The organism is Chlamydiota bacterium, assembly GCA_012729785.1.
Classification (GTDB): domain Bacteria; phylum Auribacterota; class Tritonobacteria; order UBA1439; family UBA1439; genus UBA1439.
In genome coordinates this window covers 49,292-69,473 of the sequence record JAAYCL010000035.1, presented here as the reverse complement: position 1 = coordinate 69,473, position 20,182 = coordinate 49,292, and the positions used below count along the sequence as shown (strand labels likewise).

Annotated in this window: 19 protein-coding genes; 7 read left to right on the top strand and 12 right to left on the bottom strand. The window is 69.6% G+C overall.

Going from position 1 to position 20,182, the window contains the following annotated elements; genetic code table 11:
- Positions 1 to 175: 175 nt before the first annotated feature.
- The 3 genes from GXY35_08210 to GXY35_08200 form a co-directional block, all read right to left on the bottom strand.
- Positions 176 to 616, bottom strand: a complete 441-nt coding sequence (locus GXY35_08210) for a hypothetical protein (protein NLW94558.1) — start codon at positions 614 to 616, stop codon at positions 176 to 178.
- Entirely contained in the window at positions 613 to 1,053 is a 441-nt protein-coding gene (locus GXY35_08205) for a M48 family metallopeptidase (protein ID NLW94557.1), read from the bottom strand. Before GXY35_08205 ends, GXY35_08210 begins: the two co-directional genes overlap by 4 nt.
- A 211-nt stretch (positions 1,054 to 1,264) precedes the next feature.
- A complete protein-coding gene (locus GXY35_08200) occupies positions 1,265 to 1,675 on the bottom strand; it encodes a hypothetical protein (protein ID NLW94556.1) in 411 nt (136 codons plus the stop codon).
- Positions 1,676 to 1,864: 189 nt separating this feature from the next.
- Between GXY35_08200 and GXY35_08195 the strand changes: the two genes are divergently transcribed.
- Complete coding sequence (locus GXY35_08195; GenBank protein NLW94555.1) at positions 1,865 to 2,584, top strand: SDR family NAD(P)-dependent oxidoreductase; 720 nt, start codon at positions 1,865 to 1,867, stop codon at positions 2,582 to 2,584.
- Positions 2,585 to 2,702: 118 nt separating this feature from the next.
- A complete protein-coding gene (locus GXY35_08190; GenBank protein ID NLW94554.1) occupies positions 2,703 to 3,947 on the top strand; it encodes an aminotransferase class I/II-fold pyridoxal phosphate-dependent enzyme in 1,245 nt (414 codons plus the stop codon).
- 45 nt (positions 3,948 to 3,992) lie between these two features.
- Here the strand turns inward: GXY35_08190 and GXY35_08185 are convergent, their stop codons facing one another.
- Both GXY35_08185 and GXY35_08180 read right to left on the bottom strand, forming a co-directional pair.
- Positions 3,993 to 5,948: a DUF2207 domain-containing protein gene (locus tag GXY35_08185; protein NLW94553.1), complete on the bottom strand. Its 1,956-nt coding sequence runs from the start codon at positions 5,946 to 5,948 to the stop codon at positions 3,993 to 3,995.
- A 34-nt stretch (positions 5,949 to 5,982) separates the two neighbouring features.
- Positions 5,983 to 6,528 carry a LemA family protein gene (locus GXY35_08180; protein ID NLW94552.1) on the bottom strand — a complete coding sequence of 182 codons (546 nt, stop codon included), beginning with the start codon at positions 6,526 to 6,528 and terminating at the stop codon, positions 5,983 to 5,985.
- A 215-nt stretch (positions 6,529 to 6,743) separates the two neighbouring features.
- On the opposite strand from GXY35_08180, the gene GXY35_08175 reads away from it, so the two are divergent.
- Both GXY35_08175 and GXY35_08170 read left to right on the top strand, forming a co-directional pair.
- On the top strand, positions 6,744 to 8,159 hold the full coding sequence (locus tag GXY35_08175; GenBank protein ID NLW94551.1) for a hypothetical protein: 1,416 nt from the start codon (positions 6,744 to 6,746) through the stop codon (positions 8,157 to 8,159).
- 13 nt (positions 8,160 to 8,172) lie between these two features.
- A complete protein-coding gene (locus GXY35_08170) occupies positions 8,173 to 9,609 on the top strand; it encodes a hypothetical protein (GenBank protein NLW94550.1) in 1,437 nt (478 codons plus the stop codon).
- A 117-nt stretch (positions 9,610 to 9,726) separates the two neighbouring features.
- Here the strand turns inward: GXY35_08170 and GXY35_08165 are convergent, their stop codons facing one another.
- The 7 genes from GXY35_08165 to GXY35_08135 all read right to left on the bottom strand — a co-directional run bounded on the left by GXY35_08165 (position 9,727) and on the right by GXY35_08135 (position 15,815).
- Positions 9,727 to 10,092, bottom strand: a complete 366-nt coding sequence (locus GXY35_08165; GenBank protein ID NLW94549.1) for a hypothetical protein — start codon at positions 10,090 to 10,092, stop codon at positions 9,727 to 9,729.
- Positions 10,089 to 11,666: a phosphotransferase gene (locus tag GXY35_08160; protein NLW94548.1), complete on the bottom strand. Its 1,578-nt coding sequence runs from the start codon at positions 11,664 to 11,666 to the stop codon at positions 10,089 to 10,091. Before GXY35_08160 ends, GXY35_08165 begins: the two co-directional genes overlap by 4 nt.
- A 20-nt stretch (positions 11,667 to 11,686) precedes the next feature.
- Positions 11,687 to 12,178, bottom strand: a complete 492-nt coding sequence (locus tag GXY35_08155) for a hypothetical protein (protein ID NLW94547.1) — start codon at positions 12,176 to 12,178, stop codon at positions 11,687 to 11,689.
- 125 nt (positions 12,179 to 12,303) lie between these two features.
- A complete protein-coding gene (deoC, locus tag GXY35_08150) occupies positions 12,304 to 12,990 on the bottom strand; it encodes a deoxyribose-phosphate aldolase (protein NLW94546.1) in 687 nt (228 codons plus the stop codon).
- Positions 12,991 to 13,019: 29 nt separating this feature from the next.
- Positions 13,020 to 14,429 carry a VWA domain-containing protein gene (locus tag GXY35_08145; GenBank protein ID NLW94545.1) on the bottom strand — a complete coding sequence of 470 codons (1,410 nt, stop codon included), beginning with the start codon at positions 14,427 to 14,429 and terminating at the stop codon, positions 13,020 to 13,022.
- 42 nt (positions 14,430 to 14,471) lie between these two features.
- Positions 14,472 to 15,149 (bottom strand): DUF3786 domain-containing protein, encoded by a 678-nt coding sequence (locus GXY35_08140; protein NLW94544.1) that lies wholly within the window; start codon positions 15,147 to 15,149, stop codon positions 14,472 to 14,474.
- 69 nt (positions 15,150 to 15,218) lie between these two features.
- Positions 15,219 to 15,815, bottom strand: a complete 597-nt coding sequence (locus GXY35_08135) for a DUF2284 domain-containing protein (protein ID NLW94543.1) — start codon at positions 15,813 to 15,815, stop codon at positions 15,219 to 15,221.
- Positions 15,816 to 15,951: 136 nt separating this feature from the next.
- Between GXY35_08135 and GXY35_08130 the strand changes: the two genes are divergently transcribed.
- The 3 genes from GXY35_08130 to GXY35_08120 all read left to right on the top strand — a co-directional run bounded on the left by GXY35_08130 (position 15,952) and on the right by GXY35_08120 (position 20,157).
- Positions 15,952 to 17,397 carry a LysM peptidoglycan-binding domain-containing protein gene (locus GXY35_08130; protein ID NLW94542.1) on the top strand — a complete coding sequence of 482 codons (1,446 nt, stop codon included), beginning with the start codon at positions 15,952 to 15,954 and terminating at the stop codon, positions 17,395 to 17,397.
- 129 nt (positions 17,398 to 17,526) lie between these two features.
- Complete coding sequence (locus tag GXY35_08125) at positions 17,527 to 17,862, top strand: nucleoside triphosphate pyrophosphohydrolase (GenBank protein ID NLW94541.1); 336 nt, start codon at positions 17,527 to 17,529, stop codon at positions 17,860 to 17,862.
- 540 nt (positions 17,863 to 18,402) lie between these two features.
- The gene (locus GXY35_08120; protein ID NLW94540.1) at positions 18,403 to 20,157 is read left to right on the top strand and encodes a CHASE2 domain-containing protein; all 1,755 of its coding nucleotides are present in this window, start codon (positions 18,403 to 18,405) and stop codon (positions 20,155 to 20,157) included.
- Positions 20,158 to 20,182: the final 25 nt, after the last annotated feature.

The following is a 20,182-nucleotide window of genomic DNA, read 5'->3' as shown; positions in this document are numbered from 1 at the left end:
GGCCGGCTTGAGCGGAGCCCTTGAAGGCTCAACCTCAAGCCGGCCAGGGAGATATGTCATGCCTGATGCTGGTACTCCTGTCGCAGCCGTGAAAATCTTTCACAAAGAAACGTCATGAGCCTTATTTATTATATTAGCTGAGCTAATATAATAAATAAGGACCTGACCCCACCTCTTACCACTCCTCCACGGCGACGCCGGCGCGGCTGAGGTACTCCCTTGCGAGGCCGAAGTTGTAACAGTCGTCCTTCGCGTAGACGATCCTCGACGCGACGACAAGCCGCCTGACCCCCGCCTCAACCATCGCCACGGCACAGGGGGCGCACGGAAACCACTCGCTCAGGTAGAGCGTGCTCCCCTCGGTCGCGATCCCCGCTGCGGAGGCGCGGCATATCGCCCGGATTTCCGCGTGGACAGCCGGGCAGTCGCGAAGGGTCTGCGGGGTTATCCCGCCGCCGATGGCGCAACGCGGGTGCCCGCCCGCCCTCCCCGGAGGGCCGTTCCAGCCGACGACGCGCTCGCCACGCGGCGTCTCGATGACCGCGGCGATGCGCGCGCTGTGGCAGGTGGCGCGGCTCTTCCCCTCCTCCAGCAGCCGCCTGATCTGTTCTCTCACCGAGCCTCCCGCGGCGCGGCGCCGCCGGCAGCCACCCGGTCCGGCCGCGCCTCTCCGCCCCGGATCCGTTCGCCGGGGACGGGGCCGCCCCGTGCGCAGGATGCCGGGCCCGGGGTCTCCCTCCTCATCCCGGCCCCGATCAGGAACCCCCGCGCGCGCTCTGCCAGCGGGTAGCGGGAGACCAGGTCCCGGAACGGGCGGCCATGGCCGGGCACGAGGAGGTGCGCGAGTTCGTGGATGATGACGTAGTCCCTGACCCAGCGGGGCATCATCCGCACCCGGTACGAAACGCGGATCCGCCCCGCCCGGCGGTCGCAGCAGCCGAAGATGCTCTCCTGGGCGGGGCTGTATTCCGCCGCAAACGGGGGCAAGGCGGGGGGGAGATACCGCGCCGCGAGGAGACGCGCCCGCGCATCAAGCGCGTCGTCCCGGTTCATCTCCTCTGCCAGGCGGCGGCGCCGGATCCGCTCCTTGAAGCGGGTGACGAACGCCTCGACCCGCTCCGCCGGGAGGTTCTCGGGCGCCCGAACCAGAAGCGTGTCCCGGACGAGGCGCGCGCTCACGGTCCGCGTGCGCCTGCGGCTTCGGACGATCCTGACCTTCACCCGCCCCGTCCTTTCAAGGCGAGGCCCGGTGCCCCCCGGTCGCTCAGAATATCCAGAGGAACCTCCGGCGCGGCGGCGGGCCGGCGGGCTGCCGCATCGCGTCGAGCTCGCGTGTCAGCTCCTCGACCCTGCGCAGGTGGATCCGCTCCGCCTCCTTCTGCTGCTCCCGCGCCGCCTCGACCATCGCTGAAAGTTCATGGATGTCCTGTTCCATCCGCGACACGCGGAAACGGTGGTAGCCGGCGGCGGCGATCAGGAACACCGATGCGGCGGCGGTCAGGGCCGCCGCGGCCGCTTGCGCGCGATGAACCCGGGCCCGCCCCGCCGCCCGCGCCGGCGGGACCTGCGTCGCCTTCATGGCGCCCGCGTCCATGACGCGTTTGGCGTCGCCGAGCGCCGCCCGCGCGCGCGCGAGCGCCCTGTTCTCCGCGGAATTCTCCGCCCGTTCTTCCATGCCCATCCCCCTCCTGATCGCCGCGTCGGGGCACACGATACCACAACCGGCGAAGCGGAGAAACCGTTTTGGGTGCCGGGGCGCCGCCTCGTGCGCTATACTGATCTCCCGCCGGGCAATGGGCCGGTCAGGGGGTGAGGTTTCGCTCCCCCGCCCGACCAGGCTTCTGTCCGGCCCGAGGGATGGAACGTGAAACGGGCGATCGTCGTCGGCGCGAGCGCGGGTATCGGCAGGGAACTCGCGAAGATCCTCTCGGGCGAGGGGTACCTCGTGGGGCTCGCCTCCCGCCGGATCGGGCTGCTGCATGCACTCCAGCGCGAGCTTCCCGGGGCGAGCTGCGTCGCCCGGCTGGACGTCCGCCGCCCGGAAGAGACGCGGGAGGCGTTCGACGCGCTCATCCGGGAGATGGGAGGCGTCGACCTCGTCGTCATCAGCGCGGGGGTCCTTTTCCAGGACCCCAGCCCGGAGCAGGAGGCGGAGACGATCGCGGTCAACATCGCCGGCTTCACCGCCCTCTTCCGGCACGCGTACGACCTGTTCAGGGCCCGCGGGGGAGGGCAGATCGTCGGGATCTCGTCCGTGGCCGCGATCCGCGGCGGACACGGGTCGCCGGTCTACAACGCATCGAAGGCGTTCGTGTCGAGCCTGATGCACGGATACCGGATCAGGGCCCGGCGGGACGGGGTGCGCGTCCTGATCACCGATATCCGCCCCGGCCACGTCTCGACGGGGATGCTCGAGGGGCAGCGCGGAGCGTTCTGGGTCGTCTCGGTGGACGCCGCGGCGCGCCGGATCGCCGCCGCGATACGCAAGGGCAGGAGGCACGCCTACGTCTCGCCGCGCTGGCGCCTCGTGGCGTGGGCGATGCGCCTGCTCCCGGACCGGCTCTACTGCCGATTCGAGAGCTGAGCCGCGGCCCGCCGGGCGTCGTCCCCGGGCATTTCCGAATAAGTGCGTGCGCGGCATTTGGGGATTATGTATACTGCGCCGTCGTGATCCAGGATACCCCCGTGCGAAAGGACGCCTGATGAACCCCATCGCCGACAAGATCGCCAAGCTCAAGGCCCGGATTGAGTGGGGCCGCGAGATGGGATTCTACTTCTACCTCCAGCCCGTGAAGGACATCGACGGCGCCCGAATCCTCGCACGCGGCCGCGAGATGCTCCTCTTCGCGTCGTACAGCTACCTCGGCCTCATCGGGCACCCGAAAATCGACGCCGCCGCGAAGGCCGCGATCGACGGCTACGGCACGGGGACGCACGGCGTCCGCATCCTCGCCGGCTCGCTCGCCCTCCACCGGGAGCTCGAGGAGAAGATCGCCTCCTTCACCGGCGCCGAGGACTCGATCGTCTTCTCGAGCGGGTACGTGACGAACCTCGCAACCGTCTCCACGCTCGTCGGCCGCGGCGACGTGGTCATCTCGGACAAGCTCAACCACGCGAGCATCGTGGACGGCTGCATCCTCTCCCGGGCCCATTTCGTCCGCTGCAAACACAACGACATGGCGGACCTCGACCGGTGCCTCTCCGAGGCCGCCCCGGGGGCGGGGAAGCTGGTGGTGGCGGACGCCGTCTTCAGCATGGACGGCGACATCATCGACCTCCCCGAGATGCGCCGCCTCTGCACGAAGCACGGGGCGCTTCTGATGGTGGACGAGGCGCACTCGCTCGGCGTCCTGGGGAAGACCGGTCACGGCATCGAGGAGCATTTCGGGATGCCGGGGGCGATCGACATCAAGATGGGCACGCTGAGCAAGACGATCCCGAGCGTCGGCGGCTACATCGCCGCGGACCGCGACACGGTGATGTACCTCAAGCACAGCGCGCGCGCGTTCGTCTTCTCGGCGGCGCTCCCCCCGGCGCAGGTCGCGGCCGCGAAGGCGTCGCTGGAGGTGATCGAGGAGGAGCCGTGGCGGATCGAGAAGCTGCGGCGCAACGTGCGCCTCTTCATCGACGGCCTCAAGGCCCGGGGGTTCGACACGCTCCAGAGCGAGACCGCCATCGTGCCGATCATCTGCGGCAAGGACGAGCGCACGCTGATGATGACCAAGCTCGCGCAGGAGCGGGGGCTCTTCGTGCTGCCCGTGCTCTCCCCCGCCGTGCCGCCCGGAACGAGCCGCATCCGCGCGGCGGTGACCGCCGCGCACACGGAGGAGGATATCGACCAGGCGCTCGACATCCTGGAGCAGGCGGGCAGGATGGTGCGCGTGATCAGGCGGAAGCCGAAAGGCGCCGCCGCGGCGTCCTGCGTGCCGCATCGGACCATCGCCTGACCCCTCCCGCGCGGCGGGAAACCGTCGAACGAACCGCTGCGCCCCTCACCAGCCCCCGCCCCCGCCGCCCCCGCCCCCGCCCCCGCTCCCTCCCCCCCCTCCGAAGCCGGAACTCGAACCGGGCGCCTGCGAAGACGACGAGATGGCCCCCCCGAGCGCACCGCCCAGCGCCGGGGCAAACGCGGCGGCGCGCTGCGCGTTCCACGCGTCCCCCGCGTACCAGGCGGGGCAATACCCCTCGCCGCCCTCGGCGGCGCCTTTGAGGACCTCCGAGAACGCCTCCGACCACTGCTGCTCCACGTCGAGGGCGAGGGCGTATGGCAGGAACCGCTCGAAGAGCTCGGGGGTCCGCGAGGCCGGGGCGAGGAAGTTGAGCCGATCCTTCTCGGCGACCGAGAGGAACATCCTGAACCCCTCCAGCGCGTCGAGTATCCGTCTGCCCGCGCGCGTCGGGGCCTTGAGCAAACGATGGAAGAGCAGATTGACCCCGCCGTACGCAGCGACGACGAAGCCCATGAGCGGCGAGGTCGCGCCGCAGATGAAGACGATCCCCGCCATCTCAGCCGCGAGGAAGAGGCCGGCGATGAGGGAGCCCCCGATCGCCCCGCTCCAGCGCGCGACGACCCCGCCGCCGCCGTACCGCACCGTCCGCCACGCGGCGGCCGCGCGCGACAGGAGCATCGCCGTGCCGAACGTCCACGCCGTGAGCCAGACCCCCATGAAGAGTATCGCCGCCCGCATCTCCCCGCGTTCCTCCTGCAGGGCGGCGACGAGAAGCCCGAGCGCGGAGAGTACCGCGCCCGCGGCGAGATAGCCCGCGTTCGTGACGAAATAGACCCGCTCGCACTGGCGCTTCAAATCCGCCTGCACATCCCTGAGCGTGCGGCGGACGATCTCGTGGTTGTCCTGCTCGAGCGCGATCCCGGTCCCCGCGGTCAGCACGGCCGCCTCGATCCGCTTCTCCTCCGGGGCGAGCTCCCCCTTCCCTCCGCGCGCGGCGCTCAACGTATAGACGCCGCTGTCCTCGACGATCTTCAGGTGCCCTTTCACCGCGAGGTTGATGACGGCGGCGGAGAACGCCTTCTGGTCGAAGCCCATCCTCCAGAGGTACCGTGCCTGGGCCGGCGAGAAGCCGCGCGGGGGCTCGTAGAGGGGAATGATCGTGCCGCGCGACGGGTCGATGCCGACGAACGCCCACGCGGCGAGATAGTAGGCCAGCACCAGCGCCAGTCCCGCGAGGCCGGCGAACGCCGCGCGATTGTCGCGCATGACCCAGGCCGCCCGCTCCTCCCGCGTCGGTTCCCTGACGACCCCCTTGGGCCATCCCGCCACCACGGTGAAGCACTCGTGCGGCGCCAGGGCCCTTGTTGTCCGGAAGCGGGCCGTCCCGTCCGGCCCGACAAACGCCGCGCAGGCCTGCTCGCGCGATCCGTGCGGTCCGGTGTAGCAGGCGAGCCGGGTCCCCTCGTCAGGGAAGCCGCCCGGTATCCTGACGGCGGCGGAGGCTCTCTCGACGGGGAACCCCCAGCCGGTCCCGGTCACGTTCCAGTAGAGTTCGTCGTGCGCCTCGAAGAAGCCGAGCTGGCGATCGGTGACGTAGTCGAGCGTCCAGGTATGCTCTCCCGGCGCGAGGAACAGATCTTTCCTGCCGAGATAGACCCGGTAGCCGTTCCCCCGCGGCTCCACCCGGTACTGCTCCGGCGCCCCGTCGCGCGAAGCGCCCCGGACGGCGAACCCCACCCGGTACCGATTGCCGTACAGGTCGCGGTAGCGGGTGGGGAAGTCGCGGTAGATCCCGCGCTGGATCTCCCGCCCCGCGCTCACCGCCCTGATCGTCTCGACGACCGCCATCGTGCCGTCGCTGCGCACCTCGATGTCGCTGTGGAAGGAGCGGATGACCTCGTCGGCGCCGCGGGCCGGAAGCGGGGCGAAAAGAAAGAGGGAGGCGGCGGAGAAACACAAGAGGCGGAGACTCGCTCTCGGCGTTTTCCCTGCGCTCATCGTCGCCCCACAGACCCCATAGGTCCCGGAAGGTTTACAGGACGACCCCCGGCGCATCGCGCTGCGTGGCGAGCTCTAGCTCGAAATAGTCCGCCCGGCGGAACCTCGCGGCGCGGGCGACGGCCATGCCCGGGAACGACTCGACGCGGATGTTGTAGTCGCGCACGGTGCCGTTGTAATACCTCCGCGCGTGCTGTATCCGGTCCTCGACCTCCGTCAGGCTTTTCTGGAGGTCGAGGAAGTTGCGGCTCGCCTTGAGCTCCGGGTATGCCTCCGCCACCGCGAAGAGCGACCGGATCCCCCGGGTGAGGGCGCTCTCCGCGGCGCCCTTGTCGGCGATCGACGCGGTGCCGGCGCAGCGGGCGCGCGCCGCGGCGACCTCCTCGAAGAGCGCGCGCTCGTGCAGGCGGTACCCTTTCACCGTCTCCACGAGCGCGGGCACGAGGTCGTAGCGCATCCTGAACTGCACGTCGATTCCGCTCCACGCCTCGCGAACCAGGTTGGCGTCGCGGACAAGCCGGTTATACGCGACAACGGCCCAGACGGCGACCGCGACGAACGCGGCGGCGGCGATCGGCATGGCGGCCCCTCCATCCCCTGCAACGGTAGCAGATCGACCGGGGCATTTCGACAACGAATATCGCCGCGCGGCGCGGCGGGCCGGAACCGCTCGGCGGACAAAAAAAGTGCTGGTCAGGCGAAAGGCATTTGGGCGATACTATGCGACACGTGCTGCTCGCTCGGAACGTCCCGTCCGCCGCACCACGCCGATCTATCCCGAAGGGGAGCAACGCCATGTTGACCGCGCAGGAGTACTACCGCGATCCGGAGGTGCAGGAGCGGATCGCGGAATACTGCGGGGGGAGCGCCCAGGAGCCGGAGCTCTGCACCGCGGAGTACCTCGTCGGCTACGGGGAGGCGCTCATCGGCAACCTCGCCCCCGAGCCGTACGTCTCGACCCCCAAGAAGGGGTTCCACTACATCCTCGACAGCGGCCTCGATATCTTCCGCTCCCTGTGGGACCGCGTCCACACCCTCGGCGTGCTCGACGTGGAGTATTTCAACCTCGACCGCCCCGGCGCGGTCTACCTCGACCAGGTCGGCGTCTTCAAGAAGATCGAGCCGGTCTACAGGGCGATCCTCGACGTCTACGGGCGCTACGGCATCCAGCCGCTCGTCCTCATGACCGGGCAGGGGTATCATTTCTCGTTCCAGATACAGTCGGGGACGAAGACCGATCTGATGCTCGAGGGGATGGGGAACCTGATCGACTCGCTCGAGGGGAAGTACCGGGTCAACCTGAGCAAGCGGCACCGGCACGTGTCGCTCCGCCACGGGCGCTCCTTCGACGGGATGGGACGCGTGATGGAGTTCCTCGCCCACGAGGTCATCAAGGCCGCGGCGGCCGCGACCCCGCTCCCGGTGATGCTGACCGACGTCGCCATCGGCCGCCTCAAGGAGGGGGAGCGCGAAGCGATCTCGGTCGACCTCTCCTGCTTCGGCGATCCGATCTATATGCGCGACATCCGCTGCGCCTTCTCGACGCACCAGAAGCACAAGGTCCAGCGCTACAAGGTCGGCGACGCCATCGCCGACGGGACCCCGATCCAGATCGCCATCCCGCGCGGAAAGCTGTCGCTCAACGAGTGCATGGCGATGCGGCGCCACTTCCGCAACTGCGCGGAGTACGCCAAGAGCACCTACTGTTTCATCCCCGACTACTCGGTCAACTTCAAGAAGGTCGTCGAGGAGTACAAGGCCTCGAAGCTGCACCGGTTCCACCAGTGGTTCGACAGCGAGAAGCAGGACCCGTGGTCCGTCTGGGACAAGACCTACCGCGCCTTCGACATGCGCGTCTTGCCGCCATGCGTCCAGCACTCCCTCCGCATCCCGAACGACAACCTGCTCAAGCCGACCAACCTCCAGACCCTCACCCGCTGCCTCCTCGCCCTCGGCTGGCACCCGCAGCACATCGCCGGCCTCGTTCGCTCCAAGTGGGAGGGGAACTACGGTTGGGGCCCCGACCGGTGGGCGCATTTCGACGCCGGTTCCCGCTCCTCGTTCTATGTGCGCCTCTTCTCGGGGCTGATGGCGGCGGGGGTGGACCGGCTGCTCGACCACAACTGCGTCTCCCATCTCGAGAAGGGATTCTGCTGGCAGCCCAACTGCGGCTACAGCCTCGGCATGTACCATTGGAACGGCAAGTTCTGACTTCGCGATGCAGATGCTCAGCCATGTGATGTCCGAAGAGGCGTTCCGCGCCATCCGGAACTACTACCTCCGCGACGCCGTCCGCGCCCGCGTCGAGGAGTTCTGCGGCGGCCGGCCGTTTACCTGCGAGTACCTCGTCGGCTTCGGCGAATACCTCGTGCGCCAAGGCTACCAGCGCCCCCTTCGCCTCGCCGACGAGGACGGGCTCCCGGGCCTGATGGAGGAGGGGCTCGACCTGTTCCGTTCCGTCTGGGACCGGGACGCCACCCTCGCCGTCTGGGACGTCGAGTACTTCAACCTGGACACCTGGGCGGGCCTCTACGGCGACCAGATCGCCTACTTCGAGCTGATGGAGCCGACCTACCGGCTCATCGAGGAGCTCCTGGACGGCTACGGCATCCCGCACCTGAACGACACGACCGCCTCCGGCTACCATTTCGTCTCCCGCATCCCGTTCTCCTCGCCGGTCCACGCGCGGCTCGAGGCGATCGGGGCGCCGGAGAGGAGCCTGATGGAGAAGTACGCCGTCGTCCCGGGCGGCGACAACAAACGCACGCGCCCCCTCCCGGAGCGCGACGCCCGCGGCTACAGCGCCATCGGCCGCCTGACCGAATTCCTCTGCCACCGTGTCATCGAGCGTTCCGCCGGCCGCGGGCCGCTCCCGGTGATGATCTCCGACGTCGCGTCGGCGCGGACGCCGCGCGGGCGCGAGGGGATGAACCTCGACATCACGCAATACGCCGATCCGCTCTTCATGCGCGACATCCGGACCTCGTTTTCCACGCACCAGAAACACAAGGTCTACGTCGGGCGCATCGGCCAGGAACTCGCCCGCCGGCTCCCGGTCTACGCCACCGTGCCCCGGGGAACGCTCTCCTCGAAGGAGCTCCTCGAGATCAGGAGGGACCTGGACCGCGCCGCCGAGTACGCCGGCGCCGTCTCCTCTGCGATCCCGGACGCCGCGGCGGGATGGGGGAGGGTCATCGAAGACTACCTCGCCTCCCCGCTCTACCGTTTCCACCGGGATTTCGACGCCGTGGAGCACGAACCCGCGGAGCGGTGGCCGGAGACGTACTGGCGCCTCGACCTCGGCGGCATCCCCCCCTGCGCCGGGCAGGCGGTGCGCAACTCCTCCTGGGGGCTCGTGACGCCGACGAGCATCCAGACGGTCTGCCGGACCTTGATGAGCATCGGCTGGCACCCGAAGCACATCGGCGGGCTCATCCGCTCGCACTACGAGCAGCCGCTCGACTGGGGCACCGACTGGTCGAAGTACCACGCGGAGACGCGGGCGAACTTCTGGGCGCGGGTCTACTGCGGCCTCATCGCGACGGGGCTCGATTCGCTCGAGGATTTCAACTGCGTCTCGCAGCAGGAGAAGGGCTTCTGCCCCTCCCCCTGGTGCGGCTTCAACCTCGAGGATAAAAAGAACGCGCTCCTGACGAGGTAGCTCGAGCCGGATGCATCCGGTCGAGCGCCGTCGCAGACCGCCTCCGCCGCTCGCCGCGGATTCCGCGAATACCCCGCCCGCCGGGGGCGCGTTCGATCGAACGCCGCGCCCCCGCCGTCAACCCGCCGATACCCTGATCCTCTCGCCGTCACCGATCGACCGGAGGACCTCCGGGGGCGCCCCGGTCCTCCCCACCACCGCCACCGGACTCGCCGGGACCGGCGCGGGACCGCGGCTCGCGGGGGTGGGACCGAAGAAGACGCAGAGGCAGCGTCCCTGCGGCCAGTAGGCGATATCGCCGACCCCCAACTCCATCGTTTCTCCGCCCCGAGGGCACGCGATCCCGATGTCGAAATAGATCTCGTCCCCCCAGCGGTTCGTTTCCGATTCAAGCGGCAGCGCCGCGGCGATCGCCCTCGCCGCGGGGCTGTCGTTCAACTCCCCCTCGAACCGCGCGCGCTCGGAGATACAGATCACCTTCATCCGCCTCCTCCTCCGCGGCCGATGGGGCCGGCGGGAGTTACGGCACGCGCCCGTCGACCGCCCCGCCCGCACGAACGGCCGAGCGCCGTCTCCGCGTGGCGCATCGTCCGCTCCAGATCGGCGCTGTCGCCCTTCCCCACGGCGATCAGGTAGGAGGCGATGCTCAAATTCGCGCGCGCCTGGAAGACGCGGACGTGGGCGGAGAATTCCCGCGGCAGGCCGCCGGCATGCCGGCGGTACCGCGCGAGGAACCGCCCCGCCGGGAATTCCGCGAGCACCCCCGGGAGCGCGGCGCACTGGTTCTCGTACTGCGCGAGAAAGCACCCGACGTCGAAGGCGGGGGGGGCGACGTACGAACTCTCGAAGTCGATCGCGGAGGCGAAACGCGTCGCCTCGTCATCCGCCCGGTCCCGGCCGATGAGGATGTTCTTCGGGTGGTAGTCGCCGTGGCACTGCACGAGCGCCTCCGGGGCCTCGGCGACGATGCGCGCCTCGCAGGCGAGCACCTCCGAGGCGATCGCCTTTGCCGTTTCGGCGCCCGGGTGCCCGATCCTCGAGAAGCTTGTCACGTAGCGGGCGAGGCGGCGCCTCTCGTTCGGGAGAAACTCGTCCGGAGGCGTCACGCGGAGCCGGAGGGAATGCAACCGGGCGAGCCACCGCGCCGCCAGATCGAGGTGGGCGCCCCCACCCGGCGGCGCGCCGCGCTTGAGCCGGTCGTAGAGGGACCTCCCGCGGAGCCCTTCCTCGATGATCGTCCGGGTTTCCGGTTCGCGGTCAATCGGCGCGGGAACGCGGAACGGGCCCGCGTCGAACCCCCGACGGTATATCGCCTCGACGATTTCGAACGCCCGCGACGCCTTCTCCCACTTCGTCCTCCGGTCGTAGCGCCTGAAGATCAGGCGCGGGCGCGCCTCGTCCTCCCCCTTGGTCCCGATGGTGATCTCGACGAGCTCCAGGCTCGCGCCGGATTTCGGCACCTCCTTGAAGAACGGCCTGCAGCGCCCCGCTCGAATCTCCCCCGCAAGTTCCTCGATGCTCCGCACCGGGTGGTCGAACTGGGCTGGGTAGACCGCCAGGAAGGCGCTGGAATGGCTGTCGGTGCCGGAGACGGCGGTGAACTTGTGCCGGTGCCAGTCCATCAGCCCGCGGCAGTTCTCCCGCACCGTCTGGTTGCCGCTGAAGATCTCGATCGCGTCGAACGCCGGGTTGCAGAGTTCCGCGGATCGGACGGCCCCGCCGCCCCGGTACGGGTGCGCCAGAACGAGGGCCGCGCGGGGGAACCGTTTCCGCAGCTGCGCCAGCGTCGCGCCCGGGGCGATCGACTCGCCCGCGCCGTAGACGAGCACGTGCCCCCCGTCGGTGGAGACCTCCTGGCCGGAGAGGATGGCGAACTGATTCTCCACCTCCGCCTCGACGCGAAGCGCCCGGAGCTCCTCGTCGCTCCATAGGCGGTGGTGCTCGGTGAAGACGATCCCCTGGAGGGCCTTCGCCCGCGCGGCGCGGACGAGCTCCAGTGGGGAGAGGGTGCTGCAGGCGGAGTATCTCGAGGAGTGGCAGTGGAGTTCCAGGAGCACGGTGCGCCCCCTCCGGCGGGCTACTCCTCCTGCCTCGACTCGAAGTAGTCCCGGTCCTTGTCGCCGGGGAACTTGAAGATGGCGGGGGTGCAGGTGCCGCGCGTGATGATCCTCAGCGTGCACGGGTAGATGTTGCCCACCTTGATCCCGTACTTGTCGATGTACCGCTCCCCCGGGTACCAGGAGTTGGCGAGGCGGAACAGATGCTCGCGGTCGACGACCTTGCGCGCCCAGTCCTGGGAGATCCTGGCGTCGGTCTTGAAGGAAAACCAGATTTCGACGCCCGGGTAGCCGGCGCCGCCGGGCGTGAGGGCCTGCCGTCTCGACTGATCGGTGCTCGTCATCCGGGTGACGGTCGCCGTACCCGGGTAGTCGACGTATTCGCACGGCCCGCCGACCGTCCCCTTCGCCCGAACGGTCGGCGTCGCAACGGGCGCCTCCCCCTGTGCGAACGCGCCCGACATCCACAGGATCCCCGCGATCAGACCGACGCAGATTCCCTTCGTGTTCATCCGGCTCCCCCTGTATCTCTCGCCGCGCACCGCACGCGTATCCCCGAAAAACGAAAACCTGGCCGGTCGCAGGGCGCCCTTCCGCGCCATCCCGGGGAACCGGCACCCGGAAACAGGAAACCGCTTCAGTACGCCCCTCTCGCCGTCTTCCCCGTCACGATCGCGACCGACTGGCTCGTCCCGATGCGGTTCGCGCCGGCCGCGATGAGCGCGTAGGCGAACTCGGCCGTCTTGATCCCCCCGCTCGCCTTGATCAGCACCTCGTCGCCCACGACCTCGCGCATCAGCTTCACGTCCTCGACCGTCGCCCCCCCCTCCTCCTTCCCGGTCGAGGTCTTGATGAAACGCGCGCCGGCGGTCTTGGCGAGGCAGCAGGCGCAGACCTTCTCGTAGGTGCTGAGGAGCCCCGTCTCGATGATCACCTTCACCGGCTTCCCCTCGCACGCCTTCACCACCTGCTGGATATCATCGAGGACCATGATGTAGTGCTTGCTCTTGAGGGCGCTGACGTTGATGACCATGTCGATCTCCTGCGCCCCCCGCCGGACGATGGCGTCGTGCGCCTCGAACGCCTTGGCGACCGGCGTCATCTGGCCGTGCGGGAAGCCCACCACCGCGATCGGGATCACATCGGAGCCGCGGAGCTTGCCCGCCACGTACTCCACGTCCCCCGAGAAGACGCAGACCGAACGGAAATGGTACTTTTTCGCCTCCGCGCAGGCGCGGTCGAAATCGGCCTTTTTCGCGTCCGTCTTCAGGAGGGTGTGGTCGATCAGCCTCGCGAGTTCCCGGTCGTAGTCAGCTTCCTTCATCGAACGCGCCTCCTCCTCCGCGCCTGCCTCTACAGCCGCAGCTCCACGACCTGCCCGTCCCCGATCACGAGGTCCGAAACCACCTCCGAGAGGGAGTGCCCGTGCTCGGTCTGGCGCATCTTGAGGATGTAGACCCCCGGCGGCACCGGCACGGGGCCCCACTCCCCGTTCACGGTGACGACCTCCTTCCCTGTCCCCTTCGCAATGAGCACCCACCGGTACGGCGCCGGGGCGCCCTCCTGCGGCGGGACGATGCCGAGCCCCGTGTTCACGTCCACCTCAAGGCATTTCCCGTCGGCGATCGTCACCGATCTCGCCAGGCACATCTCGCTGGAGCCGTGTTCCCACTGCCGGTACCAGAGCGAGTAGACCCCGACGGGTGCGGGGACGGCGTCCCACGTCCCGCGGACCCGGACAATCGTCTTCCCGCTCGCGGGATCCTTGAGCGTCCACTGGCACGGGGGGGACGCGATCCAACGCGCGGGAACAAGGCGGATGCCGGTGTTGAGCCGGACCACGGCGGTCTCCCCCGCCTTGACCGCCACCTCCCCGCCGAGGTCGATGTCGTTCGTCCCGTGCTCGGTCTGGCGCCAGACGACGCGGTACGCGCCGGGGGGTAGCGAAATATCCGCGAGGGTCCCCTTCCGGGCGGCTACCTCGCGCCCGTCCGCCGCGGAGACGATCTTCACCGTATACGGATCCCGCGCCACCCAATCGGCGGGATCGAAACGGAGCGTCCCGGCGGAGGCGACCCTAACGGTGACCGATTCGGATTCCTCTCTCAGCGCCCGCGACTGCGCCTTCGTGAGGGCCTCTGCGAGCCCCGCCGCGGAGTCTGCGGGGAAATAGCCCCCCCCGCCCTCCCTGGCGATGCACTCCAGCTCCGCCCGCTCCTCCGGTTTGATGTCGAAGCCGACCACGTGGATCCGCAGCCCCACCCCCGCCTCGCGGAGCGCTTTCGCCGCCGCGCACGGGTCGCCGCCGCACGTCTCCTTGCCGTCGCTGATCAGAATCACGATGTTGTCGTGCCCCGGTCCCGCGGGAAAGTCGTTCGCCGCCTCCCGGAGCGCGTACTCGATCGGCGTCCTCCCGCGCGCCCGCAGCCCCTCGACCCTGGATCTGATCGCCGCCTCGTCGACGCCGTTGAGGGGAACCTCGAGCGCGGTGTCTTTGCAGCCGACGGCGGGATCCTCCCGGTCGCCGGTCCGGTGCCCGTAGACGCGGAGCCCCACGTTCAGCTCGACCTCCGCGGCGTCGCGGGGAAGCCGCCCTAGGAGATCCAGGAGCGTTCTCCTGGCGATGTCGAGCTTCGTCTCCCCGCCGACGAGTCCGTGCATGCTCCCGGAGGAGTCGAGGATGTACTCTATATTCACCGTCCTCGCCCGCCCCGCCGCGGGGAGTGCGAGCAGCGCCGCGGCGATCACGCCGATCCGTCTCATCGACCACCTCCCGTAACGGAGAAGCCGCGTACGCATTCTATCCTATCCCGCGCCGCCGGTTCCATCGAAATCCCCCCGCATCCTGGCGAGCCGCCGCGCCAGCGTGCCGCCGAGGACGGCGCAGACGTCGGTCGGGAGATGGCGCGGCGCGGAGGCGTCGAAAAGGAGTTTCGCGAACGGGGGGAACTCCTCGTCGCCGCGCCAGCAGACGAGCAGGATCGGGATCCGCGGGAGCGGGCGGTACGAGTAGGAGAGGTCTCCCTCCTGTTCGCGTGCGCCGCCGAGTTTCTCCGCGGCGCGCCCGAGCAGGGGCAGGTCGCGGCCGAAGGCGCGGATGATCGCGTCGCCCGTGTAGCCCTGGAAGGCCCTGGAGTAGAACGCGCCGTCGGGGAGCTCCGAGAACGAGACCCATCGCCCCTCCGCCGGCGAGCCGTCGGTGAGACGGAGATGGTAGGCCAGGAGCGCCTGCGTCCCCGGATCGCACTCCCTCCCGGTCGACGGATCCCGGGCGACGAAGCCGGGGATGGAGACCGAAACCTCCTTTCTCCAGACGGCGAGCAGGATCTCACCCGCGCCCGGGCCCGCCGCGCGCCACCGCCCCCCCGCCCGCGCGGCGAGCGAGGCGGGATCCAGGCAGGAGAGCTCCCGGCGGAGCCCCGCGACCCGCCGCATCAGGTCGCCGGCGTCGTTGCCCTTTCCGCCCCCCCCCGCGGCACACACCCCCGACGCCCCTCCTTTTCAACGCCGCACCACGCCGTTGCCGCGCGCAACGCGAAGGGACGGCGCCGTTCAGTCCACCAGCACCAGGGCGAAGTAGTCCTGCCGGTCCCGGCGGGTTTTGACCACGTCGACTCGGAAGCCGTTTCTGCGCGCGGTCTCGAAGACATCCACGCCGCACGCCTCCATCGCGGGCCGCGCGAGGTCCGGATGCCTGCACCCTTTGTCGAGGGCGCACGTTGTGCAGAGGCGGCAGGGCCCCGACCCCATCGCCCACGCCTTGTAGTACCCCGCGAGAAAGAGCTCGCGCTCGAGCCATACGGCGGCCTTGTTCAGGCGGCGGTGCTCGGGGCTGTGGAGAAGGATCGCGCGCCGGTAGCAGCGTACGAGCTCGGCGGTCTCCGCGGGCGTGGGGGAGTGCGGCGGGCACATCAGCGTCCAGCCGCAGCCGGGACACCCCCAGCGGCACTTGTAGCGCACCCAGGCGGCGGTTGTCACGGTCGAGGCGGGAATCACGACGGCTCGGCCGCAGCCGCGCCGGAGCACGGCGCCGCAGTACGGTTTCAGGTCTGCCTTTTTCACGGCGGCGGTCGCCCTCCTGTCGCGGGCCGGCAGGGAATGAAAAAAGACGATTTTTTCCTTGCCCGATCGGATAGGGTATGCTACCATTTGTGCGAATCTGGAAACAACAGGATACGCTGGCGCGGATCTCAAGTTTCAGACCGGTGCCCCCTAACACCGCTCCCCTGATTCTCCCTACCTGTGTGCCTTCCGACAAGGGAGGGCTCCGTCGATGGAAGATCTAATGCAGGACCAGGAAACGATCATCCAGCAGCTCCGCCTTCTCCTCGCGGCCAAGGAGGAGGAGGTGCTCGCCCTCAAGGGCGACACGGAACGTTCCTCCGGCGACGGGCGCAGCGACTCCATCGCCGACGGCCTGCTCAAGGAGATCGAGGATAAGAAGGCCGAGGTCGCCCTTCTCAAGACGCGCCTGAAGGAGACGGAGGCGAAGGCGCAGGACAAGCTCGCCCGCCTCTCCTCGGCGCTGGAAGAGAAGGAGGCGCTCATCGCCACGCTCAAGGCCGCTCCCGCGCAGGCGGCGCCCAAAAACGAGGATGCGCTCCAGAGAATCGAGAGGCTCGAGGAGGAGCTGCGCGAGAAGGAGGCGCTTCTCGCGGAGACGCGCCGGGCGCGGCAGGCCGACGGAGGGGAGCCCGCCGGCGGCACGGACGCGGAAGCCGGCGCCGAGATCGAACGGCTCAGGGAAGAGCTTCGCGAGTCGCGCTGCGCCCGCGCGAATCTCGAGCGCGCCGCCGCGGAGCGCGACGAGGCGCGCGGGGAGGCGGCCGCGCTCGTCGCGGAGCTCGCGGAGGCGCGTCTCCGGCTCGAGGACGCCGGCCGCGGCCACGCCGCGGAACTCGCCGAACTCCACCAGCGGATCGACCGGCTCCAACGCGCCCTCGACGAGGCGGCGGAATCCGCCGCGAAAGGCGCGGGGACGGCCGCGGAGGAGCAGCCCGCCGTCCTTCAGCGGATACGCACCCTCGAGGCCGAACTCGAGGAGCGCGACCTCGCGTATCGCACGACGCAGACGAAACTGCACCGCGTCACGCAGAACCAGCAGATACTCCGCGGCCTCTGCGCGGGACTCTGCGTCTTCCTCATCTTCATCATCTCGATGAAGGCCCGCCACTCGGCTCCCCCGAAGGCCGGCGAATCGCAGGCGGAGGTTTTCGTCGCGGCGCGGGAGACCGTCCCGCTGGTCGATGTCGCCAAGGGACCCGCCCCGCGCGACGCCGATTTCCTGCCCGTCCCCGAGGCGGAAGCCGCCTTGACCTGCGCGGAGACGGTCGCGTCGGCCGCGGCCCCGCCGCCTCCGCAGGTGGCGGACGCGGCCACAGCGGGCTTCGCCGCCCCCGAGGGGAAAGCCTCGGCTGAGGAGGTGGAGGCCGCCGCGGCCTCCTCCGGGACGAGCCTCCCCGTGGAGATGCAGTTCGTGGAGGCGTCGACGCTCGCGCTCGGGCCCCCGCCGGCCCCGGTCGTCTCCGCCGCGGGGAGGGACGTGCGCGCCTCGGCGGGAGAGACCGGCGACCGCGTCTCCTACACGGTCAAGAAGGGCGAAAGCCTCTGGACCATCTGCCGGCGCGAACTGGGCGACGCCGGCGAGATGAGCCGCATCGCGCGCGAGAACAATATCGCCAACCCGAACACGGTCAGGGCGGGCGACGTGATCTACCTCACGCGGCGATGACGGGGCGCACCGTCCCGGCGTGGCGGCGTGTGCCGCACCCGGCGCAAGGTTGAAACCCCGGTCTTCCGGCGGCCCCGCCGTTTCACAACGGCCGCCTCGCGCGGCGGAGAGACGGCAAAGGAGAGTCCCGTGCCCCGCACCTACTACCGCAAGCTCGTCAGGGACCGCATCCCGGAGATCGTGGCCGCGGGCGGCCTTCGCTGCCGGACGCGTACGCTCTCCCCGACGGCCTACGCGCGCGCCCTGCGCGAGAAGGTCCTCGAGGAAGCCCGCGAACTCGTCGAAGCGCGCGGGCGCGACGCGGTCTTGAACGAACTCGCCGACCTCCGCGAGCTCCTCGACTCGTTCCGGCGCCTCCTCGGCGTTGGTCCGGATGCATTCGAGCGGATCGTGCGCAGGAAACGCCTCGCACGCGGGGGATTCAGGAAACGGCTGCTGCTCGACTACACGGAGAAGCCGCGCTGATTCCCGTCGCACGCCGGTATCAACGCATCGCCCCGCCGTTCGTGGGCGCACCGAGCCGCCCCGCTCCGCCGTCCGCGCCCTTCTGGCGACGCCGGCATCGTCACGCCGCCCCGTACACGCAAAGCCGAAGACGAATCCGTCCCCCGTCTCGACCGGCGGCTCCGCCCGCCACCCCGCGCATGCAAGGCCGCACTACCGGCGGCCGCGGGGGGTGGATGGACCATCCGCATCCCGGCGGTCGAAGCGGCCCGTCGGAAGGCCGACCCCGTCCCGCTGCATGCGCCCGCGCCGGCAGTTCCGCACCGCAGATCCACCTCCCGCGCCTCTCCGTCAACCGGGGCCTCCAGGCCCCGCCCGCACCCTGCGCCGGGCACCGCCGCGGCATTCTCACGGGACACCCGCTTCCCTCTTTCGAATCGCGGGATCCCGCGTTGAATTTCACGTTATGTGCATCTCCGCTCTTTATGCCGCATCCCCCCTCTCTTGCGATACAATAACGATATCTAGTGCGGGCCGTCAGGCCGGATGGCGAGGCACCGTATGCCCAGGCGATTGCTGAAGAAACGCCGCCGGAAGGAGATGCAATGCAGCCGTGCGGAGATCTTCTGGGGGCTTGCGGTCACCGCAGTCGCCGCGCTTCTCTACTCCCTGGGCGTCTTTAAATCCTTCGATCTCTTTTTTGGGGATTTCGCGACCCGGCTCCGCGGCCCGCTCCCTCCCCCTCCCGAGATCGCGATCATCGCCATCGACCAGGAGAGCGCGCAGTCCGTCGGTGTGTGGCCGCTTCCCCGCGACGTCTACGCGAGGCTTGTCGACATCCTCGCCGACGCGGGCGCCGCGGCGGTGGGCACCAACGTATTCTTCAGCGAGGAGAGCGTCCAGGAGAGGGATCTCGCGCTCGCCGCGGCGATCCGGCGCGCCGGGACGGTCTACCTCCCCTGCGTCCTTGAGAGCGACCCGCAGAGCAACCGGTACGTCCGCCTGATCCGCAATATCCCCCCGTTGCGGGAGGCGGCGAAGGCCGAGGGGATCGTGAACATGCCCGCCGACCCCGATGGCGTCACCCGCCGCGTCGTCCTCGGCATCCCGTTCGAGGATGCGCTGCATTGGCAGCTCGGCCTCCTCATCGCGCGCGACCGCTTCGGCGCGGCTGCGCGTTGCGGCGGGGACCCGTCTTCCCGCCAGATCGAGATAGGCCTGCCCGGCGGATCCGCGCTCTCCATCCCGACGGATGACGCCCGCACGATGGTCATCGACTGGAACGGCCCCTGGGCGCGCTCGTTCCACCGCTACTCGCTCGCGGACGTCCTCGAGTCCGCCGCGCACGCCGGGAAAGGAGACCGGCCCCGCGTGCCGCTCGAGGAGCTGAGGGGCCGCATCTGCCTCGTCGGCCCGACGATGCCGGGCGCCTACGATGCCATACGGACGCCGTTCGATGGAACGGCGCCTTCGATCGCCGTCCACGCCACCATCGTCTCCCAGATACTGGCGCGCCGTTTCGTGACCCCGCTCCCCCGGAGCCGCAATCTCGCCGCCATCCTCATAACGGGATTCATCGTGAGTCTCGCCGCCTCCCGCCTGAGACCCGCGACGGCGATGGCCGCAACGCTCGCGGGCTGCGCCTGCTACCTCGCCTTCTGCCTCGTCATGTATCTCCGCTTCAGGGTCCATACGGCGGTCTTCTTCCCGCTCGCCGCGGCGCTCGGCGCCTACCTCGCGATGAGCATCCACCGCGAGATCTCCATCTCGATCGAGCGGGCGCGTCTCCTCTATCTCGCCACGACCGACGGCCTCACCGGCCTCCATCTGGTGGGCCACGTGCGCCTCTTGCTCGACGCCGAGATCTCCGAGTCGCGGCGGCTCCGCTCGCCGCTCTCCCTCATCATGGCGGATCTCGACCATTTCAAGCAGGTGAACGACGCGGGAGGGCACTTGGACGGGGATTTCGTTTTGAGGGAGACGGCGAAGGTGCTCAGCTCGTCGTGCCGCACGCTCGACATCGCGGGACGTTACGGGGGGGAGGAGTTCATCCTCGTGCTGCCCGACACGACGCTGGCGGAGGCGCGGGTGGCGGCGGAGCGGTTGCGCGCCGAGGTGGCACGACACCCGTTCGTGCACGAGGAGAGAAGGTACGCGGTCACCATGAGTCTGGGCGTCGCCGAGCTCTCGGAGTTCGACACCGCGGACGACCTGATCAAGCGGGCCGATGAGGCGCTCTATGCGGCCAAGCGCAGCGGCCGCAACCGGGTCTGCGTCGCCGCCGCGGCGGGGGCGCAGACGCCCATCCGCCTCTGAGGGCGGGGACGGGGAACGCGGAGGT